The organism is Mesobacillus maritimus, from assembly GCF_023715205.1.
Classification (GTDB): Bacteria; Bacillota; Bacilli; order Bacillales; family Cytobacillaceae; genus Mesobacillus_B; species Mesobacillus_B maritimus_C.
Genome location: NZ_JAMBNR010000002.1, coordinates 250781 through 265007, shown reverse-complemented (window position 1 = coordinate 265007; position 14227 = coordinate 250781). Strand labels below are relative to the sequence as shown.

16 protein-coding genes are annotated in these 14227 nt (G+C 38.7%); 5 read left to right on the top strand and 11 right to left on the bottom strand.

Annotated elements, in window-relative coordinates; genetic code table 11:
• Window positions 1-28 precede the first annotated feature (28 nt).
• Window positions 29-793: a YdbT family protein gene (locus M3182_RS03685; RefSeq protein WP_251556532.1), complete on the bottom strand. Its 765-nt coding sequence runs from the start codon at window positions 791-793 to the stop codon at window positions 29-31.
• A gap of 394 nt (window positions 794-1187) precedes the next feature.
• Window positions 1188-2405 carry an MFS transporter gene (locus M3182_RS03680; RefSeq protein ID WP_251557093.1) on the bottom strand — a complete coding sequence of 406 codons (1218 nt, stop codon included), beginning with the start codon at window positions 2403-2405 and terminating at the stop codon, window positions 1188-1190.
• A 390-nt stretch (window positions 2406-2795) separates the two neighbouring features.
• Between M3182_RS03680 and M3182_RS03675 the strand changes: the two genes are divergently transcribed.
• Complete coding sequence (locus tag M3182_RS03675) at window positions 2796-3035, top strand: hypothetical protein (RefSeq protein WP_251435151.1); 240 nt, start codon at window positions 2796-2798, stop codon at window positions 3033-3035.
• Between the two features lie 502 nt (window positions 3036-3537).
• Here M3182_RS03675 and M3182_RS03670 read toward each other — a convergent pair.
• Window positions 3538-4104: a cupin domain-containing protein gene (locus M3182_RS03670; protein ID WP_251435229.1), complete on the bottom strand. Its 567-nt coding sequence runs from the start codon at window positions 4102-4104 to the stop codon at window positions 3538-3540.
• Window positions 4105-4342: 238 nt separating this feature from the next.
• On the opposite strand from M3182_RS03670, the gene M3182_RS03665 reads away from it, so the two are divergent.
• The 3 genes from M3182_RS03665 to M3182_RS03655 all read left to right on the top strand — a co-directional run bounded on the left by M3182_RS03665 (window position 4343) and on the right by M3182_RS03655 (window position 5608).
• Window positions 4343-4699, top strand: coding sequence for a YlbF family regulator (locus tag M3182_RS03665; protein WP_251556529.1), 357 nt, complete (start codon window positions 4343-4345; stop codon window positions 4697-4699).
• A 332-nt stretch (window positions 4700-5031) separates the two neighbouring features.
• On the top strand, window positions 5032-5244 hold the full coding sequence (locus tag M3182_RS03660; protein ID WP_251556521.1) for a hypothetical protein: 213 nt from the start codon (window positions 5032-5034) through the stop codon (window positions 5242-5244).
• A 28-nt stretch (window positions 5245-5272) separates the two neighbouring features.
• The gene (locus M3182_RS03655) at window positions 5273-5608 is read left to right on the top strand and encodes an inner spore coat protein YmaG (RefSeq protein ID WP_251435142.1); all 336 of its coding nucleotides are present in this window, start codon (window positions 5273-5275) and stop codon (window positions 5606-5608) included.
• Window positions 5609-6127: 519 nt separating this feature from the next.
• Here the strand turns inward: M3182_RS03655 and M3182_RS03650 are convergent.
• The 5 genes from M3182_RS03650 to M3182_RS03630 form a co-directional block, all read right to left on the bottom strand.
• Window positions 6128-6763 carry a nucleotidyltransferase family protein gene (locus M3182_RS03650; protein ID WP_251556519.1) on the bottom strand — a complete coding sequence of 212 codons (636 nt, stop codon included), beginning with the start codon at window positions 6761-6763 and terminating at the stop codon, window positions 6128-6130.
• Window positions 6760-7812: an XdhC family protein gene (locus tag M3182_RS03645; RefSeq protein ID WP_251556517.1), complete on the bottom strand. Its 1053-nt coding sequence runs from the start codon at window positions 7810-7812 to the stop codon at window positions 6760-6762. Before M3182_RS03645 ends, M3182_RS03650 begins: the two co-directional genes overlap by 4 nt.
• Window positions 7813-7955: 143 nt before the next feature.
• Window positions 7956-8423 (bottom strand): (2Fe-2S)-binding protein, encoded by a 468-nt coding sequence (locus M3182_RS03640; RefSeq protein ID WP_251556515.1) that lies wholly within the window; start codon window positions 8421-8423, stop codon window positions 7956-7958.
• Between the two features lie 4 nt (window positions 8424-8427).
• Window positions 8428-9270, bottom strand: a complete 843-nt coding sequence (locus tag M3182_RS03635; protein ID WP_251556513.1) for an FAD binding domain-containing protein — start codon at window positions 9268-9270, stop codon at window positions 8428-8430.
• Window positions 9270-11588, bottom strand: coding sequence for a xanthine dehydrogenase family protein molybdopterin-binding subunit (locus tag M3182_RS03630; RefSeq protein WP_251557090.1), 2319 nt, complete (start codon window positions 11586-11588; stop codon window positions 9270-9272). Before M3182_RS03630 ends, M3182_RS03635 begins: the two co-directional genes overlap by 1 nt.
• 520 nt (window positions 11589-12108) lie before the next feature.
• Here M3182_RS03630 and M3182_RS03625 point away from each other — a divergent pair.
• On the top strand, window positions 12109-12717 hold the full coding sequence (locus tag M3182_RS03625) for a DUF421 domain-containing protein (protein WP_251435130.1): 609 nt from the start codon (window positions 12109-12111) through the stop codon (window positions 12715-12717).
• 247 nt (window positions 12718-12964) lie between these two features.
• Here the strand turns inward: M3182_RS03625 and M3182_RS03620 are convergent, their stop codons facing one another.
• From M3182_RS03620 to M3182_RS03610, 3 genes are read right to left on the bottom strand one after another with little or no spacing between them, the layout of a single operon-like run.
• Window positions 12965-13390 carry an Hsp20/alpha crystallin family protein gene (locus tag M3182_RS03620; RefSeq protein ID WP_251435127.1) on the bottom strand — a complete coding sequence of 142 codons (426 nt, stop codon included), beginning with the start codon at window positions 13388-13390 and terminating at the stop codon, window positions 12965-12967.
• Between the two features lie 12 nt (window positions 13391-13402).
• On the bottom strand, window positions 13403-13645 hold the full coding sequence (locus M3182_RS03615) for a spore germination protein (protein WP_251556495.1): 243 nt from the start codon (window positions 13643-13645) through the stop codon (window positions 13403-13405).
• Between the two features lie 17 nt (window positions 13646-13662).
• Window positions 13663-13956: a spore germination protein gene (locus tag M3182_RS03610; RefSeq protein WP_251435121.1), complete on the bottom strand. Its 294-nt coding sequence runs from the start codon at window positions 13954-13956 to the stop codon at window positions 13663-13665.
• Window positions 13957-14227 lie beyond the last annotated feature (271 nt).

The following is a 14227-nucleotide window of genomic DNA, read 5'->3' as shown; positions in this document are numbered from 1 at the left end:
GAATCTCTGCAAAGCATTTCTGAATCTGTTACATTTCTTGGATTTCCTCATTTGCATTTGCATGCTGGGAGGAAGCCAGTCTTTGATGCAAGGTTTGACGAAATCTTTCTTTATCATCAACTGTAATATAGACCTTCATGATTTCTTGTGGTTTTCCAATCAAATTCGTTGTTGTAACTGGTTCTTTTAGGTTGAGTTCAAATTGAGGAGTATCAAATTCGATCAAGATAGCTTTAAAGATACCTTTCTCCTTTTTTTGATCCAAAAAACGATCCCCTCCATTTATCGAAGCGATCCGCTCATATGGGATCTTGATCTGTCTTCTAGACCCGACTCTAATAAAAAGATCATGTTCTGTGAGGATAATTGGAAGTTTAACAATGGCACGGTAATCACTAACTAGATAGAGTAAACCATATCCATTTAAAGCAAGATGAACCCAAGATAAAACCGGAATCCAAGCATGTAATAAGAAAAATAAACCGACACTTTCGATTAAGATAACCCCAATTAAAGCAAAAAGTACGCCATTATAGCCAATCTCTTTATGGTAAGAGAACGCCATGCCTTCCTCTTTCATTGTTTTTCTCGTAAACAAATAATAAAGCATCGTGATCTCTCGTGATACGATCAGAGCAATATGTTTAGGGAGGGTTTCCATCAATACTATTTGAAGTTTTGTAGGAAAATTTTCATCATTATTCTTTTTTTTGTAGCTTTTAAAAAGCTTACTCAATCGTAAAATTAAAAAGCTAATGATGAACAACTCGATTAAAATAAGTAAGACTTTCATCCTTGCTTCCCCTTTCACTTTTCAACTTGCCTTCATTGAAAAGCGTACCTACGTTCTATATGTAATAAACAGATGATTTCTATTAACCCACTATATCTGATAAGAGAAATACTTTTTACTCTTTTTCCTACAACCAAATATTACCACGTAAATTAGGTAATTTTCTTCTATCCTCTTCAAGTTTTAAAATATTTTTTCATTTCTAACGTTGTACAATCCTGCTCGTTCCCTTCTTCGTTTCTAACCTTTTGTTTTTAAATGCGATCCTCCTTCTAGCATGACCAATAGGAGTTGCCAAATCGACAACCCCATGTTTCACTCTAACCTCTTTTGAATCTTTAACTACTCTAAGTATCTTTAAATTCCCTTCACGACCAACCTGTTTAATTTAAATTTATTTATAATAGCCTGCTGCCGCTTTAACTTGATTCAATTCATGCTGTTTATATCGGATCATCGACACAATCCCAAGAATCGGTCCAATCGCTAAACAAGCAAAGACCCATTCCCAACCTATAACCCTTTGAATGATAGGGACTAGATTGATTGAAAAGATTGTGATGAGGAAACCAATGCACATTTGAAACGTTAGGGCCGTTCCTACGTATTCAACTTCTGCTACTTCTGAAACGGCAGCAGAAAACTGTGCAGAATCTGCGATAACAGACATCCCCCAGATGATTGAAAGAATGAGAGTGAACCAAATTGATTCTCCAAAGGTAAAACCAATCAAAATACAGCAAATTCCACTGATCAACATCGAAATTATCGTTAAGTTGGCTCTTCCAATTTTATCGGACACTACGCCACCGATTACACACCCCATTCCCCCTGCAATTCCGATTGTCACAAAAGAGGATAATGCAATGAACCAGGGAGAAATCCCCGGCGAATAGCTTGTAAAACTAGCAGTCAAAAAGATTGGAAACCACGTCCACATCGCATACAATTCCCACATATGCCCAAAATAACCGTAGTTCGCAAGCATGACTGGTTTATTTGCTACGACCTTTTTGATTAATTGAAAAGAGAAAGGTAATTTTTTTGTTTTTACTGGTGCATCTTCCACAACCCAATTGACAATGATTGCTGCCAGTAATGCCAATATGGAACTACAAATAATCACAAATTGCCAATTTAAAGAAGAAAAGAACATCACAATAAAATGTGGCAATGAGGACCCTAGAGTTAATGAGGCGATTAAGATGCCCATAGCCAGCCCACGCTTTTTGGGGAACCATTGTGATAAAATTTTCACAGCGACCGGGTATACACCAGCGAGTGATACACCTGTTAAGATTCTAAGGAGGATCCCGAAAAACGCATGATCGACTAGGATAAGAGAGATATTCAATAGTGCTCCTAGAAACGCTGAAACAGCAAGAACTTTTCGAGGATTAAACCGATCTGCAATTCCAAAATAAGAACTAATAAATGCACCTAGAACAAAACCAATAGGAACAGAGGCAGACAACCATGCTTCTGCGCTGGAGTTAAGCTTCCATGCTTGAATGAGTTCAGGTGCGATTACCGAAGCACTAAACCATAAGCTTAATGCGCATAATTCAGCAATCCCAATCCATGCTAACGCTCTCCATGAACCATGAATCATCATATCCCCCTTTCGAACCAAACAAAACCTCAAATTATACAGAATACTTTTCGAATGTCTACCGCAATCATTTTATTCTTACATTGGATTCTTTATTCGAATTGGTTCTATTAGAAAACATTTTTGTTATACATAAAGCTTACACATTTGATGGGTTTGTTCAAAGAAAGTCCGTTGTTTCTTATTTAGATAGTTATGATATTAGTAGATAACCTTGTAGGATCGGTCAACTCATATTGTTGATTTATAACTGATGGAATTGGAGGACCAGTTATTCAAATTTAACAAGTGAGAATATTGAGTTGAGTTGTACTTATTGCAAAGACTCATTTAAACTATAGTTGACACAAGACTTACTGGTGTTAAATTTTTTCTTTAGGAGTGCAATGAATGGACAAACAAGGTCAAGAAAAGTTTTTAAGTTTTATTTTACAAAGAGTTCAAGAGGGAAAAGAAGAGGAAGCAAGAGAGATACTTTTAGAAAATTTTAAGAAACAAGATGAAGGTACTTTTTCACAAGAGGATATTCAAACGTTTATTCCTAAAATGATTAGCTTAATAAAGCCAGAGAAATTAGCTGAGATACAAGCAGTAGTGAAGAATTTTTCTGGGGATTTCAGCAACAACTAAGTAAACTTGTTGTATTTGATCTAGGTGACGACCCATTTAAGGGAACCAACTTTGGTTCCCTTATTTGTTCTGTTCGTCTTTTTTCTTAAAAAGGACGAATCTTGTTTGATGGACTGATCCTCAACTCATGTTTTTCTCAATCTCTCTATATAAGACTGTTTTCGTAAGGCTATTTTCGTAAAGATTGTTGTTAAAATCCTAAAGCCGATTTTAATGCCTGATAAACCATTTTGTGCGTTCATACTAAGTTTGCAGGCTCTTTTCTCCTGATTTTGAGTGAAAACACAGCTATTACCTTTTCTCATTATATTAAAAGCAACAAAGTTAGAGAAAAGAGCCTTTCGTAAAGATTGTTGTTAAAATCCTAAAGCCGATTTTGACTTAAATAAAGCCATTTGGTAGGTTGAAAATAAATCTATAAGCTCTTTTCTCATAAATGTAGGCAATTTTATAGTTTAACATAGCCTATTCAATTGTATTTTTATCTTGAAAAGAGCCTTATTTAATAAGCTATGCGCTCCGCCGCTAAAGCATCTGCTTTCGTTACATGAACTGTACCAAATGGATGTTGTGGGGGTGCATAGATGGAATAAAGCTTTAATGGGACATTTCCTGTATTTGTTACATTATGCCAGGTCCCAGCAGGTACCATTATTGCCGAGTCGTCCCCCACTTTCCGTACAAAGTTTAACTGATTTTTATGCTTGCCCATTTGAACAATCCCCTGCCCTTGTTCAATCCGTAAGAATTGGTCAAGGTGTGGGTGCATTTCCAATCCAATACTTTCCCCAACTTTAATACTCATCAATGTTACTTGTAAATGATTTCCTGTCCATATTGTGGTACGGTAATTTTTGTTTCGTTTTGCAGCTTCATTAATATTGAGGACAAATGGGGTCATTCCATAATCTTTTCGCTCCATCCTACTTCCATTTGGTGATTGATTATACCCTAATGTATTTGCTGTATCATGCGTGATATATTCATTGTGCCATCTCATTGGTGTATGACCATAATAAAGGTTTTGATATGGATACGGGTTTGAATAATAGTAAGGGCCATTGTACATTTTGATCCACTCCATCATAAATTTTTACCTATCCTATGCAAGATGTTCATGAAATGTCCTTCTATTAATAGAGAATTAACTGTTGCACCTAATGCTAGTTAGGAGGCAGGTAAACTATTCTGTAAGCGTTTTGAGGTTTCTTAGATAAATGCCTAACCCTTTTTCAATAGGTGACATACACTAATTTCGAATCCATTAGAAAGAGAATCAAATTTCTTACGGGGGAGGAAATATTGGTATGTCCGGTAATTTATTTGAAGCAGCATTGTATTTTGAACAAGTTTTTCGTGAAAGCAATGAATATAAAAATTTACAAAGACGTTATCAAGCTCTAAATCAAGACCCACAAGCCAAACAGCTTTACCTTCAAATCAATCAGCTTCATTCCCAATTACATCAAAAACAAATGATGGGGCAGGAAATTCAACAGCAAGAAATCGCAGCATTGCAAAATATGGAGACAACTGCCCAACAAAATCAAACATTTAAACACTTAATGGAAGCCGATCACCAAGTGAATATGCTGATGGTTGAATTAAATAAAATCATTACAAAACCGCTAGAAGAATTGTACGGTCATCCAGGTGAAAAATAGCTTTATTAAGAAATTGCTTGCATCGAAAAACCCTGCAAAGATTGCAGGGTTTTTTCAATTTCCAGAACAAGAAATAGGCTGATTTTATAGGTTTGAGATTCTCTGCCTAAAAACTTAGAAACGCTAAATAAGCTTTATGGCAAGTGAGTAAAGAACCCTAGACTATGAGAATCCTAAGGAAATTCACTAGGAACATACATAAAAAATAGTAAAAATATGAAGTTAAATAGGCACCCATCCATCCAGTTTGGGATATGGACACATACACTATTTTTGAAATGTCTTGGGGAGGAGATAAAAAATGGAAAGACAATTTTTTGGTGGCCCTTATTATGAAGGATATCCGTTCCACCATCAGCCTTGGTCCTATCATCGTGATGAAATTCAAGCCATTTATCCTTATTAATACGATCCGATTTAAAATTTGTGAAGAAGACTTTGTTGGCATCAATCATGCGACTACACAACTAGCTAATAGAGGATTCATCGTGAGTAAAATTGATTCGAATTGTTCGACTGGAAATGAAAATCAAAGAGGTTCATAAAAACGAACATCTAGGGAGGAAAACAAATATGTATAATGAGCTTGCTCCTGTTCAAACACACGAGAATGAGGAAAGAATTTTTGGCCGACCGTTTGGGTTTGGCCGCCCCTTTGGATTTGGAAGACCTTTTGGCTTTGGTCGTCCGTTTGGGTTTGGGAGACCTTTTTTCGGGGGACCCTTCTTTGGCCGGCCATTTTTTAGACCGTGGGGTTTTGGCTTCAACCCATTTTTAGGAGGTGTTTTAGGCGGTTTATTAGGTAGTGCCTTGCTGTACCCTGGTTATGGCTATGGTTTTGGGTACCCTGGCTATGGTTATGGTTTTGGATATCCGTATTATGGTTATGGCTACCCTTATTATTGGTAATAAATTGTAAACCTTGTCAGTCTTTGCTTGTCTTGAAAAATAGCTCAATCACAGTGATTTGAGCTATTTTTCATTTTACCAGAGTTCAGAAAGCTCCTGAAACTTTGGGGTGATGATATAAAGAGCCTCCCTTTTTCCAAAAGTTTGAACGACCAGTGCTGAAAAGAAAATTAAACTTCGACTCCTGTCGCTATTCAAACAGAGGTGGAGTATCTGAAACAGATTGGGAAGCATCACCATCATTTCGTCTAACACATCTGCAGCTCTGTACAGGACACACTTCGATAAGGAAGAGGAAGAAACGGGGGAACGATTGGATTGATTGTAGAATAGACAGGGACATCCTCTGAAGAAATAATGGTTTCCTTCCTAAATGGAGGAACGAACAACTGCTTATAAGGTAGATTTGAAAACTGATTCAAAAGATCACCTCTTTCCAAAATTTATTCACTTTATTTCCGTTTATGCTCTTAGCAATCGTAACAATCAATGTCAAAGGCTCCCTTATCATAAAAGAATTTACAAAAACCCGTGCTTTTTTCCAAAAACTAATAATTCTTCATAATCCGTCATGCGATCAAGATCACGTGGTTCTTCAAAATCTACCTTTATTCGGTTCACTTTTTCCTGATTATATTTTAGGATAGTTTTCGCCCCTTCGTCTCCTTCAAGTTTCAGAATTTCAGAAAACCAATGAAAGGAAAAAAGGACCGGATGGGAGGGTTTTGTCTTATAGATGGGTTGAAGAATTTGATCTTTTTTATCTTTATATTGTTTTATCAATCGATCAATCATTTGTAGACGAATAAAAGGTTGATCACCTAAGACAATTACGGCGGCTCCAACCTTTCGTTGCTTTAAATAGTGAATCCCCATCTTCAGCGAGGAACTCATCCCTTTATAAGGTTGATGATTCTCAAGCACAACAACTGGCAAATCCCTTACTTCTAGCTTCACTTTAGGACATTCTGAATTGGTCACAATAACAATTCCATCCGCACTTGTTGCAAGAAGTCTTGTCACGAGAAATCGTATTAGGGTTTCCCCATTAAACGGCAATAATAACTTTTGCTGTCCCATTCTTCTGGAATAGCCTGCAGCAAGTACGAGAATCCAAACTTCTTGCCTCCTCTTTTCTGCTTTCTTTGTCCTCATCTACTTAACCTGCTCAAGGAACCACCTGCCCGCCCATTTTTACAGGCGATTAGTTCTGACATAATACTCAATGTGATTTCTTCCGGCCCTTGTGCGCCAATATCTAAACCAATTGGCGAGTGAATATTGGCAATCTGATCCTGATGAATAGCGTGGTTTTCCTTCAACAGTTCCACTAGTTTCCTCGTTCGTTGTTGTGAACCTAATACCCCAATGTAACTGAAGTTACATTGGATAAACGTTTGAAGAGCCATATAATCCAATTCTAAATTGTGTGTCATAATCACGATGTAAGGATTTACTGGAATGTTTATCGAAGTATAATTCCCTCTATTAATCAATAGACGGTTCGCTTCTGGAACTAAAGAGGTCAGATTTTGCTCGCGATGGTCGATCACGCTCACTCTCCAATTTAAGTCAAGGGCACATCTGGCAAGCATTGTTGCATCAGGACCAGAGCCAATAATCAATAAGGAAGGCAGTGGCTTTACTCGTTCGACAAATCCGCTTACCTTAACCCCATCCATCATCGTATCCACTAGTCCACTTTTGATCGAATCATTTAAAAAGTCCATTTCCTTCTTTTGTAGAAAAATAGATAGATATTTTCCAACCTGAATTTTGTCTGGGTGAGCAGTGTCGATGCACATGAAAAAATAATAAGCGTCATTGCATGTTAATCTTGCCTGAAATTCGTCGAGGATCTGTTTGGCACTTTCTTTTTGATTGATCGGGTCAAATGGTTCTAACCAGACCGTGATGGCACCATTACAACCGACGCCCATCCCCCACAAATCATCTTCATCCCCCCTAAAATCATAAACGACTTTCTTTGGTGTATGAGAGAGGATGACATCTTTGGCATGTTCTAAAAGGTCCCCTTCTACACAGCCTCCGCTAATCATTCCAATCACCTCTCCCGATTCCAGTATTACACTCCGAGTTCCTTCTCTTTGGTAGGCGGAACCATCAACTTTTATGATTGTTGCAAGTACACTTCGTTTTCCTTCTTCCCAGCAGTTCTTCAGTATGTTGTAGATTTCCCTCATACTCTTTCTCCTCTCTTATTCAAATAATCATTGAACCTAAGAGGTTATCATCACCATCTTTCTACCTTTCAGAAAATGCCTATATGAAAGGTAGATGACATGCCATGTTAAGGGGTTTATCATTCTTTTGTCTTGTCACTAGATTAGGAGGACGGCTTATTCTTACCCAAAGCAAACTTGATGGCCTTTTCGATTTCGATATAGCTGGTACAGCGACAAATATTCGATTCAAGCCATTCTTTAATGGTCGAATCATCCGCATCTGGTTTCTTTTGAATAAGAGAGTGACCGTTCATAATAAACCCTGGTGTACAATAGCCACATTGGAAAGCAAAATGATGAACAAACGCTTCCTGTATCGGAGTATTATTTAAGCCTTCAATCGTTGTAATTTGCTTTCCTTCCGCTTCTACCGCCATCATTAAACAAGATTTCATCGGCCAGCCGTCAACCTGAATGGTACAAGCTCCACAGTCTCCATTCAGACACCCAGGTTTTGCACCCGTTAGACCAAGTTGCTCTCTTATCGTGTACAAAAGCGTGTCTCCTGATCGAACGGTCACCTTTTGCTCTTCATCATTCACGTTTAAATGAATGGTATGGAGTTTCACCCCATCACTCCCTTTCCCCGAATTTTAACGCTTCACAAACATCAACCAGGAGATTTTCTAGGACGAACAACCTGTAATCAGATGATCCCTCTACATCATGAAGAATTGGACCAGGTATGCTAGCTAAAGCATTATGAATCCGCTCTTGGGGCGATACTTCAAGGTTATTTAACGCCCCTTCCATTTCTTTTGATCGAAACGGGAACGTGCAAAGTCCGCTGATGGCCACCCTTAACTTGTTTTCCATTATTAAAGCGGCTATGGTGATTAATGGGTAACCTGTTTCCCATTGCTGCCGCCGTTTAATACTGATAAAAGGGGCGTCAAGATATCGAGATTCTGTAGCCACTTGGATCAGATACTCCCCTCTTTGCAACAGCAGTCGTTCGTGAAAAATCTCATGAATTGGTTTTACTTTTATCCCTTCTGGCCCAACCATCACCATTTGGCTATCCGCTAATAAAAGTGGGAGAACAGCCTCCCGGTAGAAAATTTGTCCGCAGATATTCCCACCAAGGGTTATTTTCCCACGTGCTGTATGGTCCGCTATTTCCTTGGATGTACTGGTCAACAATGGAAATACATTCGCTTCCTCGATTTCCGTCAAGGTTAAATTGGCACCTAAAACAAGATATCCTTGATCAAACTGGATGATTTTTCCTTCAGAAAGGCCTTTTAAATCAATAGCTGCTTCTGTATATACTTGATTGATCCTACCGAGCGTGAGGAATTCTGTTGCACCGGAAAAATACATCGGCTCTTTCAAACTTTGATCTGCCTGTTGAAAACGTGTAACAGCTTCCTCCAGCGATTTCGGGCGGTAATAATCAAAACCAAATGGCAACATTACACTTTCCCTACCTTTGTCTTCCAAATTAACTCCGGGGTTAACGGAAGATGATGAAGCGACACATTTGCCGCTATAGAAAGGGCGTTTCCCAGCGCAGCAGGCATGCCAAGTAGACCATGTTCCCCAACCCCGCGCGCTCCGTAGGGTGCCTGTAAGTCAGGGGTATACACAAAATCAACCAGGTATTCAGGATTTTCTCCATACCGGATTGGTCGATACGTTCGCAGTTGCGGGTTTAACACCCTGCCAAGCTCATCGTAGTAAAAGGTTTCTCTCCCCGCAAACGATAGACCCATACTCATCGCCCCCATCACCTGACCCAAGGCTGCTTTTTCATTTAACACAATCCCAATATCAATCACCGAAGCCGCTTTGATTAAACGATAAGTGAAGTCACGGCGATCAAATTCAACTTCTACCCCATAAGCGGCCACCGTCCATTCTGGTCCAGGTTTTCCCTCCCCTGTCTCGGGATCCAGATGGGAAAGATGACGAAGGATAAAATTTCCTTTTCCGATGATTTGTCCACCAATTGAATTGCCATTTGGATATTGATAGCCATAGCAAATATCCTTAAAATCAACCCCTTTTCGTGGATCGTCTCTTATAAATACTCGCATATGTGCTACTTCCAGATCTTCAATTGGTGCTCTAAGAACAATGGAGGCCATCTGTTTTAATTGTGCAATTACATCATCCGCAGCTTCTAATAACGCCCTTCCTGCCATATAAATTCCTCTGCTTGCGACCGTCTTCCAATGCTCAGGTGTTGTTTGCGTATCCACGTTCATCCGGACATAGATTTTGTCCACATCCATTTTCAATTTTTCCGCAAGAAGTTGAGCCAGCACCGTTTTTGCCCCTGTGCCAATTTCAACAACACCAGTCATTAAATTTAGACTTCCATCACGGTTAAATGTCAGAATCACGCCAGAAGGGGCGTTCGAGTCAATGGTCGAAGTTTTCCAACTGCAGCTAACCCCTTTTACCCTTACTAGCCTCTCATTGATTTCCTTAACTGGTCCCTCTTCCCAGCGGATTAATGTTCGTAATTTTGATATACATTCTTGCAAATTCCCGACATTACTTTGATTAAGAAGGACTCTTGTCGGAGTAGTATGGCCGGGGTGAATGGCATTTCGCTCGCGTAATTCCAGCGAATCTAAGTTGAGTTTCTTTGCCAATAAATCGAATGTTCGCTCAACAGCAAATGAGAGTTCGGAATGACTAAAACCACGAAACGGTGAGGCATACGTATGATTGGTATACATGCAATAAGAATCACACCATACATTGTCAACCTTATACGGCCCTGTACAATCAACCGCTCCCGCTCGCGTGAGGTCAATCGCTTTATCTGAATAGGCCCCACCATCCCAGAAAAACTGGAGCTCCATTGCTTTGATCACGCCAGATTGGTCTGCGCCGATTTTGATTTTTGCATCTAAGCCAATATGGGAAGGTGACATCATGATGTCTTGTTCTCGTTGATTGAAAATTTCTACTGGCAGTCCTTTGACCGCCCTAGAGCTTAAATAAGCTAGGATTTCTAGCTGCACGGAAGCCTTGCCCCCGTATGCACCACCTACAAGCGGCGTATCAACGACAATCTTTCCAATATCCTCGTTAAAATAACTTGCAATTAATTGTTTTACCATAAATGGGGCTTGTGATGACGTGATAATCTTTATGGTCCCGTCGGGTGTAATCTCAGCCGTCGAACTTCTCGTCTCCATTGCTGCATGGTCGGATGGAGAAAACGAATAGTCCCCCTCGACCGTAACGGAGCTTTCCGCCCAACCTTTTTCCAAATTGCCTTTACGTATTTTTACATGATGAGCAATATTTGTTCCAGGAACTGGGTAAACATCCTTTTCCCTGTCATACTCACCCAAGCGCTCATGGATTAACGGTGAATTCTGTTGAAAAGCTTGTGTCGGGGTATGAACGACTGGAAGTAACTCATACTGAATCTGAATCAAATTGGCAGCAAGATCTCCTTGGTCGGGTGTATCGGCAACCACGATTGCAACAGCTTCACCATGATAGCGTACTTTCCCGGTCGCTAATGGAGGGCGATCCCGCATCGATTCACCGGTTAAAGGCAAATGTTCCCCTGTTATAATCGCTCGGACTCCTGGTACTTTCCTTGCATCTGTTGTATCAATCGAGATGATTCGTGCATGACTATAAGGACTGAGCACGACCCTTCCTGACAACTTTTTTGAAGTATGATAATCGTGTGTATATTGGGCTCGGCCTGTCACTTTGTCCTGTGCTTCTTTTCGGATTACGCTTTTCCCAATAACCTCCATAATCATCCCTTCCATCCTGTTTATTAGGTTGCATTGTTTTATCATCAGCCAAACTCATCTCTAATCTATATTCAGACTTTCGAAATATTTGAAATGAAATTTGAATGACTCTCGATTGAACTGTGCAAATCTAAAAGGGAAACCACGTCATACTTGTAAAAACATTGAATGTTTTCGTAACAATTGTTGTTATAATTTTTTAGCCGATTTTAAAGCAGAATCAGCTTTTTGTGTATTCGTACTAATTTTGCTCCCCCTTTTCTCTTAATCTAAAAAAATCTTTCCAGTGAAAATAATGTGATTTCTCTTCAATTTATCTCGAACAGCAACAAAGTTAGGGAAATGAGCCAAAAACATGTATTAAATTTGAAAAAGTTCACCCACAACGCAAAAGGTGAACACAAATATGGTTGTTGAACCACTGCAACTTATTTTGTGATGGACGGATGGTTGATCTTGTAGTTAATTCCTAAGTAAAAACGGCCAGAAATGGGAAATTTATTAGCAAGGAGGTTAAAAGATGGAATTATCATTTATTTGGAAGTCATTTTTATTAATCGTAAGTGGTATTTTATTGTTAAGAATCGCAGGAAGAAAATCCATCTCACAAATGACACTTGCGCAAACAATTGTGATGATTTCGATCGGTACAATTATCGTACAACCAATCGTAGAAAAAAGTGTAACAAAGGCCATCGTTGGTGCTAGCATTTTTGTGGCCTCTATTATCATCATTGAATATTTAGAGACAAAATTTAATATTTTTGAAAGGTTCATTACAGGTAAATCTAAAATCGTGATTGAGAATGGGACTTTGAAAGTCGGTCAGCTTAAAAAACTACGCCTAACTGTTGACCAATTAGAAATGAGGTTACGAAATCAAGGAATATCAAATATGGAAGACATAAAGACTGCAACCATTGAAGCGAATGGATTGCTTGGGTATGAGTTAAAGGACGATGCTAAACCTTTAACAGTTGGTGAGTTCAAAAGGTTATTAAATTCCTATTTACCATCACTTCAGAATATGGAACAACAAAGCAAACAAACTTCCTCACCACAAAAGGAGAATATTTTTGATGAAATAAATAAGAACCAACCACAAGACCATCCAAAATATTTACAATAAATCTAAATATTGAAGGTAGATATTGGTAGAATACATCAAGATATGTACAGTTTCGAGAATAATAAAATCTCCATAATCTTCGTGAAACCAAATACGAGGTTGCAGCATAAGTTTACTGGCTCTTTTCTCCTGTTTTAAAGTTGCTGTCCAGTGAAAACACAGTTAATTCTTTTCTCTTTATATCTAAAAGCAACAAAGTTCGAGAAAAGAGCCCAATAAATAAAGCCTCAACTATACTTGAGGCTTGTTACCTTGGAATTTTTATCGTCTCACCGTTCCGAGGAAAAGAAATAAAGAGTAACCCTTTATCCATGCTTATTTGTAATAAATCCGCTCGTGTTTCATCTGGGAGATCAATCACACGCTCAAAGTACCCAGAGAATCTTTCAATTCTAACCTCGATTTGGTTTGGAAGAAATGTGGGCGTTCTCCCGCTTATTCTCAATTCCTTCATTGAGATCAGTTTGAGGTCTAATTCATCTGGATGAACTCCCGGAATTTCAACAATGACATAATGATAATACTCATCCTGAAGCAAATCATACTTAGGATAGTGATCCTGAAACCGTACAAATTCCTCTGGTTTCTTTTCCTCCAACACTTTCGTCCAAAAGTCAGTTTTTTTATATTCATTCGTGATTTCAAGCCATTTTCTCATTTTCTCGATGTCCATGCCTTAAGCTCCTTATAGTTGATTTGCAATCGGCATAGATGGGTTTGCAATTTGGTCTTGATCACTAACATCTGTATCGACATTTCCAGTGGTTAATACAGATGAGGTCGGTGAAAAATCACCCATAGAAAAATTGGCACCGATAAATTTACTATTGGCTGTATGACTGTTGTGAACAGTAGGACCCACATCAATATTGCCGTTCTGGTTCGCTCCATTCACTTTTAAGTTCAAAATATTAATTTGATAGGGCATAATCTCAAGCCTCCTTTTTAACTTGGTGGTGGGACTGGAGGGACTGGTGGAACTAGCGGAATCGGACGATTCGGGTTTACAAATGCATTATCAGAGTTCCCGATTGCAGTCTGATCATTTACATCCGGATCAATTAAAATATTTTCCATCATTGCTTCTGTTGGAGAAGTATCACCATAAGATGAATTCATGCCTTGTGATTTGTTATAAGCGGTCGGACTATTGTAAGCTGCCTCCCCAATGGTGACAGAACCATTACCAGAAATACTGTTAATCTTCAAATAATGTAAATTGATGATAATTGATGACATTATCATGAACCTTTCTTTTTCTTTTCATATCCTACTATATGCCAACCAATACCCAGTTGTTCTCAACGACAAAGCTGCAAAAAGTCAATAAGACAGACACCAAAGTGGTACCTGTCTAAAGGCTATAATTTTTTAAGATGGCTGTTTTCGTAAAGGTTGTGGTTAAAATCCTAAAGCCGAATTTAACGAGAAATACGCTTATATCTGTGATACTACATAGTTTTCAAGCTCTTTTCTTCTCGAATAATAGCTAAAGCATTCTATATATTTT

Excerpts from the sequence above, each read along its gene's own strand:
- M3182_RS03685 (WP_251556532.1), bottom strand. The coding sequence starts at position 793 with ATGAAAGTCTTACTTATTTTAATCGAGTTGTTCATCATTAGCTTTTTA.
- M3182_RS03680 (WP_251557093.1), bottom strand. The coding sequence starts at position 2,405 with ATGATTCATGGTTCATGGAGAGCGTTAGCATGGATTGGGATTGCTGAA.
- M3182_RS03675 (WP_251435151.1), top strand. The coding sequence starts at position 2,796 with ATGGACAAACAAGGTCAAGAAAAGTTTTTAAGTTTTATTTTACAAAGA.
- M3182_RS03670 (WP_251435229.1), bottom strand. The coding sequence starts at position 4,104 with ATGTACAATGGCCCTTACTATTATTCAAACCCGTATCCATATCAAAAC.
- M3182_RS03665 (WP_251556529.1), top strand. The coding sequence starts at position 4,343 with ATGTCCGGTAATTTATTTGAAGCAGCATTGTATTTTGAACAAGTTTTT.
- M3182_RS03660 (WP_251556521.1), top strand. The coding sequence starts at position 5,032 with ATGAAGGATATCCGTTCCACCATCAGCCTTGGTCCTATCATCGTGATG.
- M3182_RS03655 (WP_251435142.1), top strand. The coding sequence starts at position 5,273 with ATGTATAATGAGCTTGCTCCTGTTCAAACACACGAGAATGAGGAAAGA.
- M3182_RS03650 (WP_251556519.1), bottom strand. The coding sequence starts at position 6,763 with ATGAGGACAAAGAAAGCAGAAAAGAGGAGGCAAGAAGTTTGGATTCTC.
- M3182_RS03645 (WP_251556517.1), bottom strand. The coding sequence starts at position 7,812 with ATGAGGGAAATCTACAACATACTGAAGAACTGCTGGGAAGAAGGAAAA.
- M3182_RS03635 (WP_251556513.1), bottom strand. The coding sequence starts at position 9,270 with ATGTTGCCATTTGGTTTTGATTATTACCGCCCGAAATCGCTGGAGGAA.
- M3182_RS03630 (WP_251557090.1), bottom strand. The coding sequence starts at position 11,588 with ATGGAGGTTATTGGGAAAAGCGTAATCCGAAAAGAAGCACAGGACAAA.
- M3182_RS03625 (WP_251435130.1), top strand. The coding sequence starts at position 12,109 with ATGGAATTATCATTTATTTGGAAGTCATTTTTATTAATCGTAAGTGGT.
- M3182_RS03620 (WP_251435127.1), bottom strand. The coding sequence starts at position 13,390 with ATGGACATCGAGAAAATGAGAAAATGGCTTGAAATCACGAATGAATAT.
- M3182_RS03615 (WP_251556495.1), bottom strand. The coding sequence starts at position 13,645 with ATGCCCTATCAAATTAATATTTTGAACTTAAAAGTGAATGGAGCGAAC.
- M3182_RS03610 (WP_251435121.1), bottom strand. The coding sequence starts at position 13,956 with ATGTCATCAATTATCATCAATTTACATTATTTGAAGATTAACAGTATT.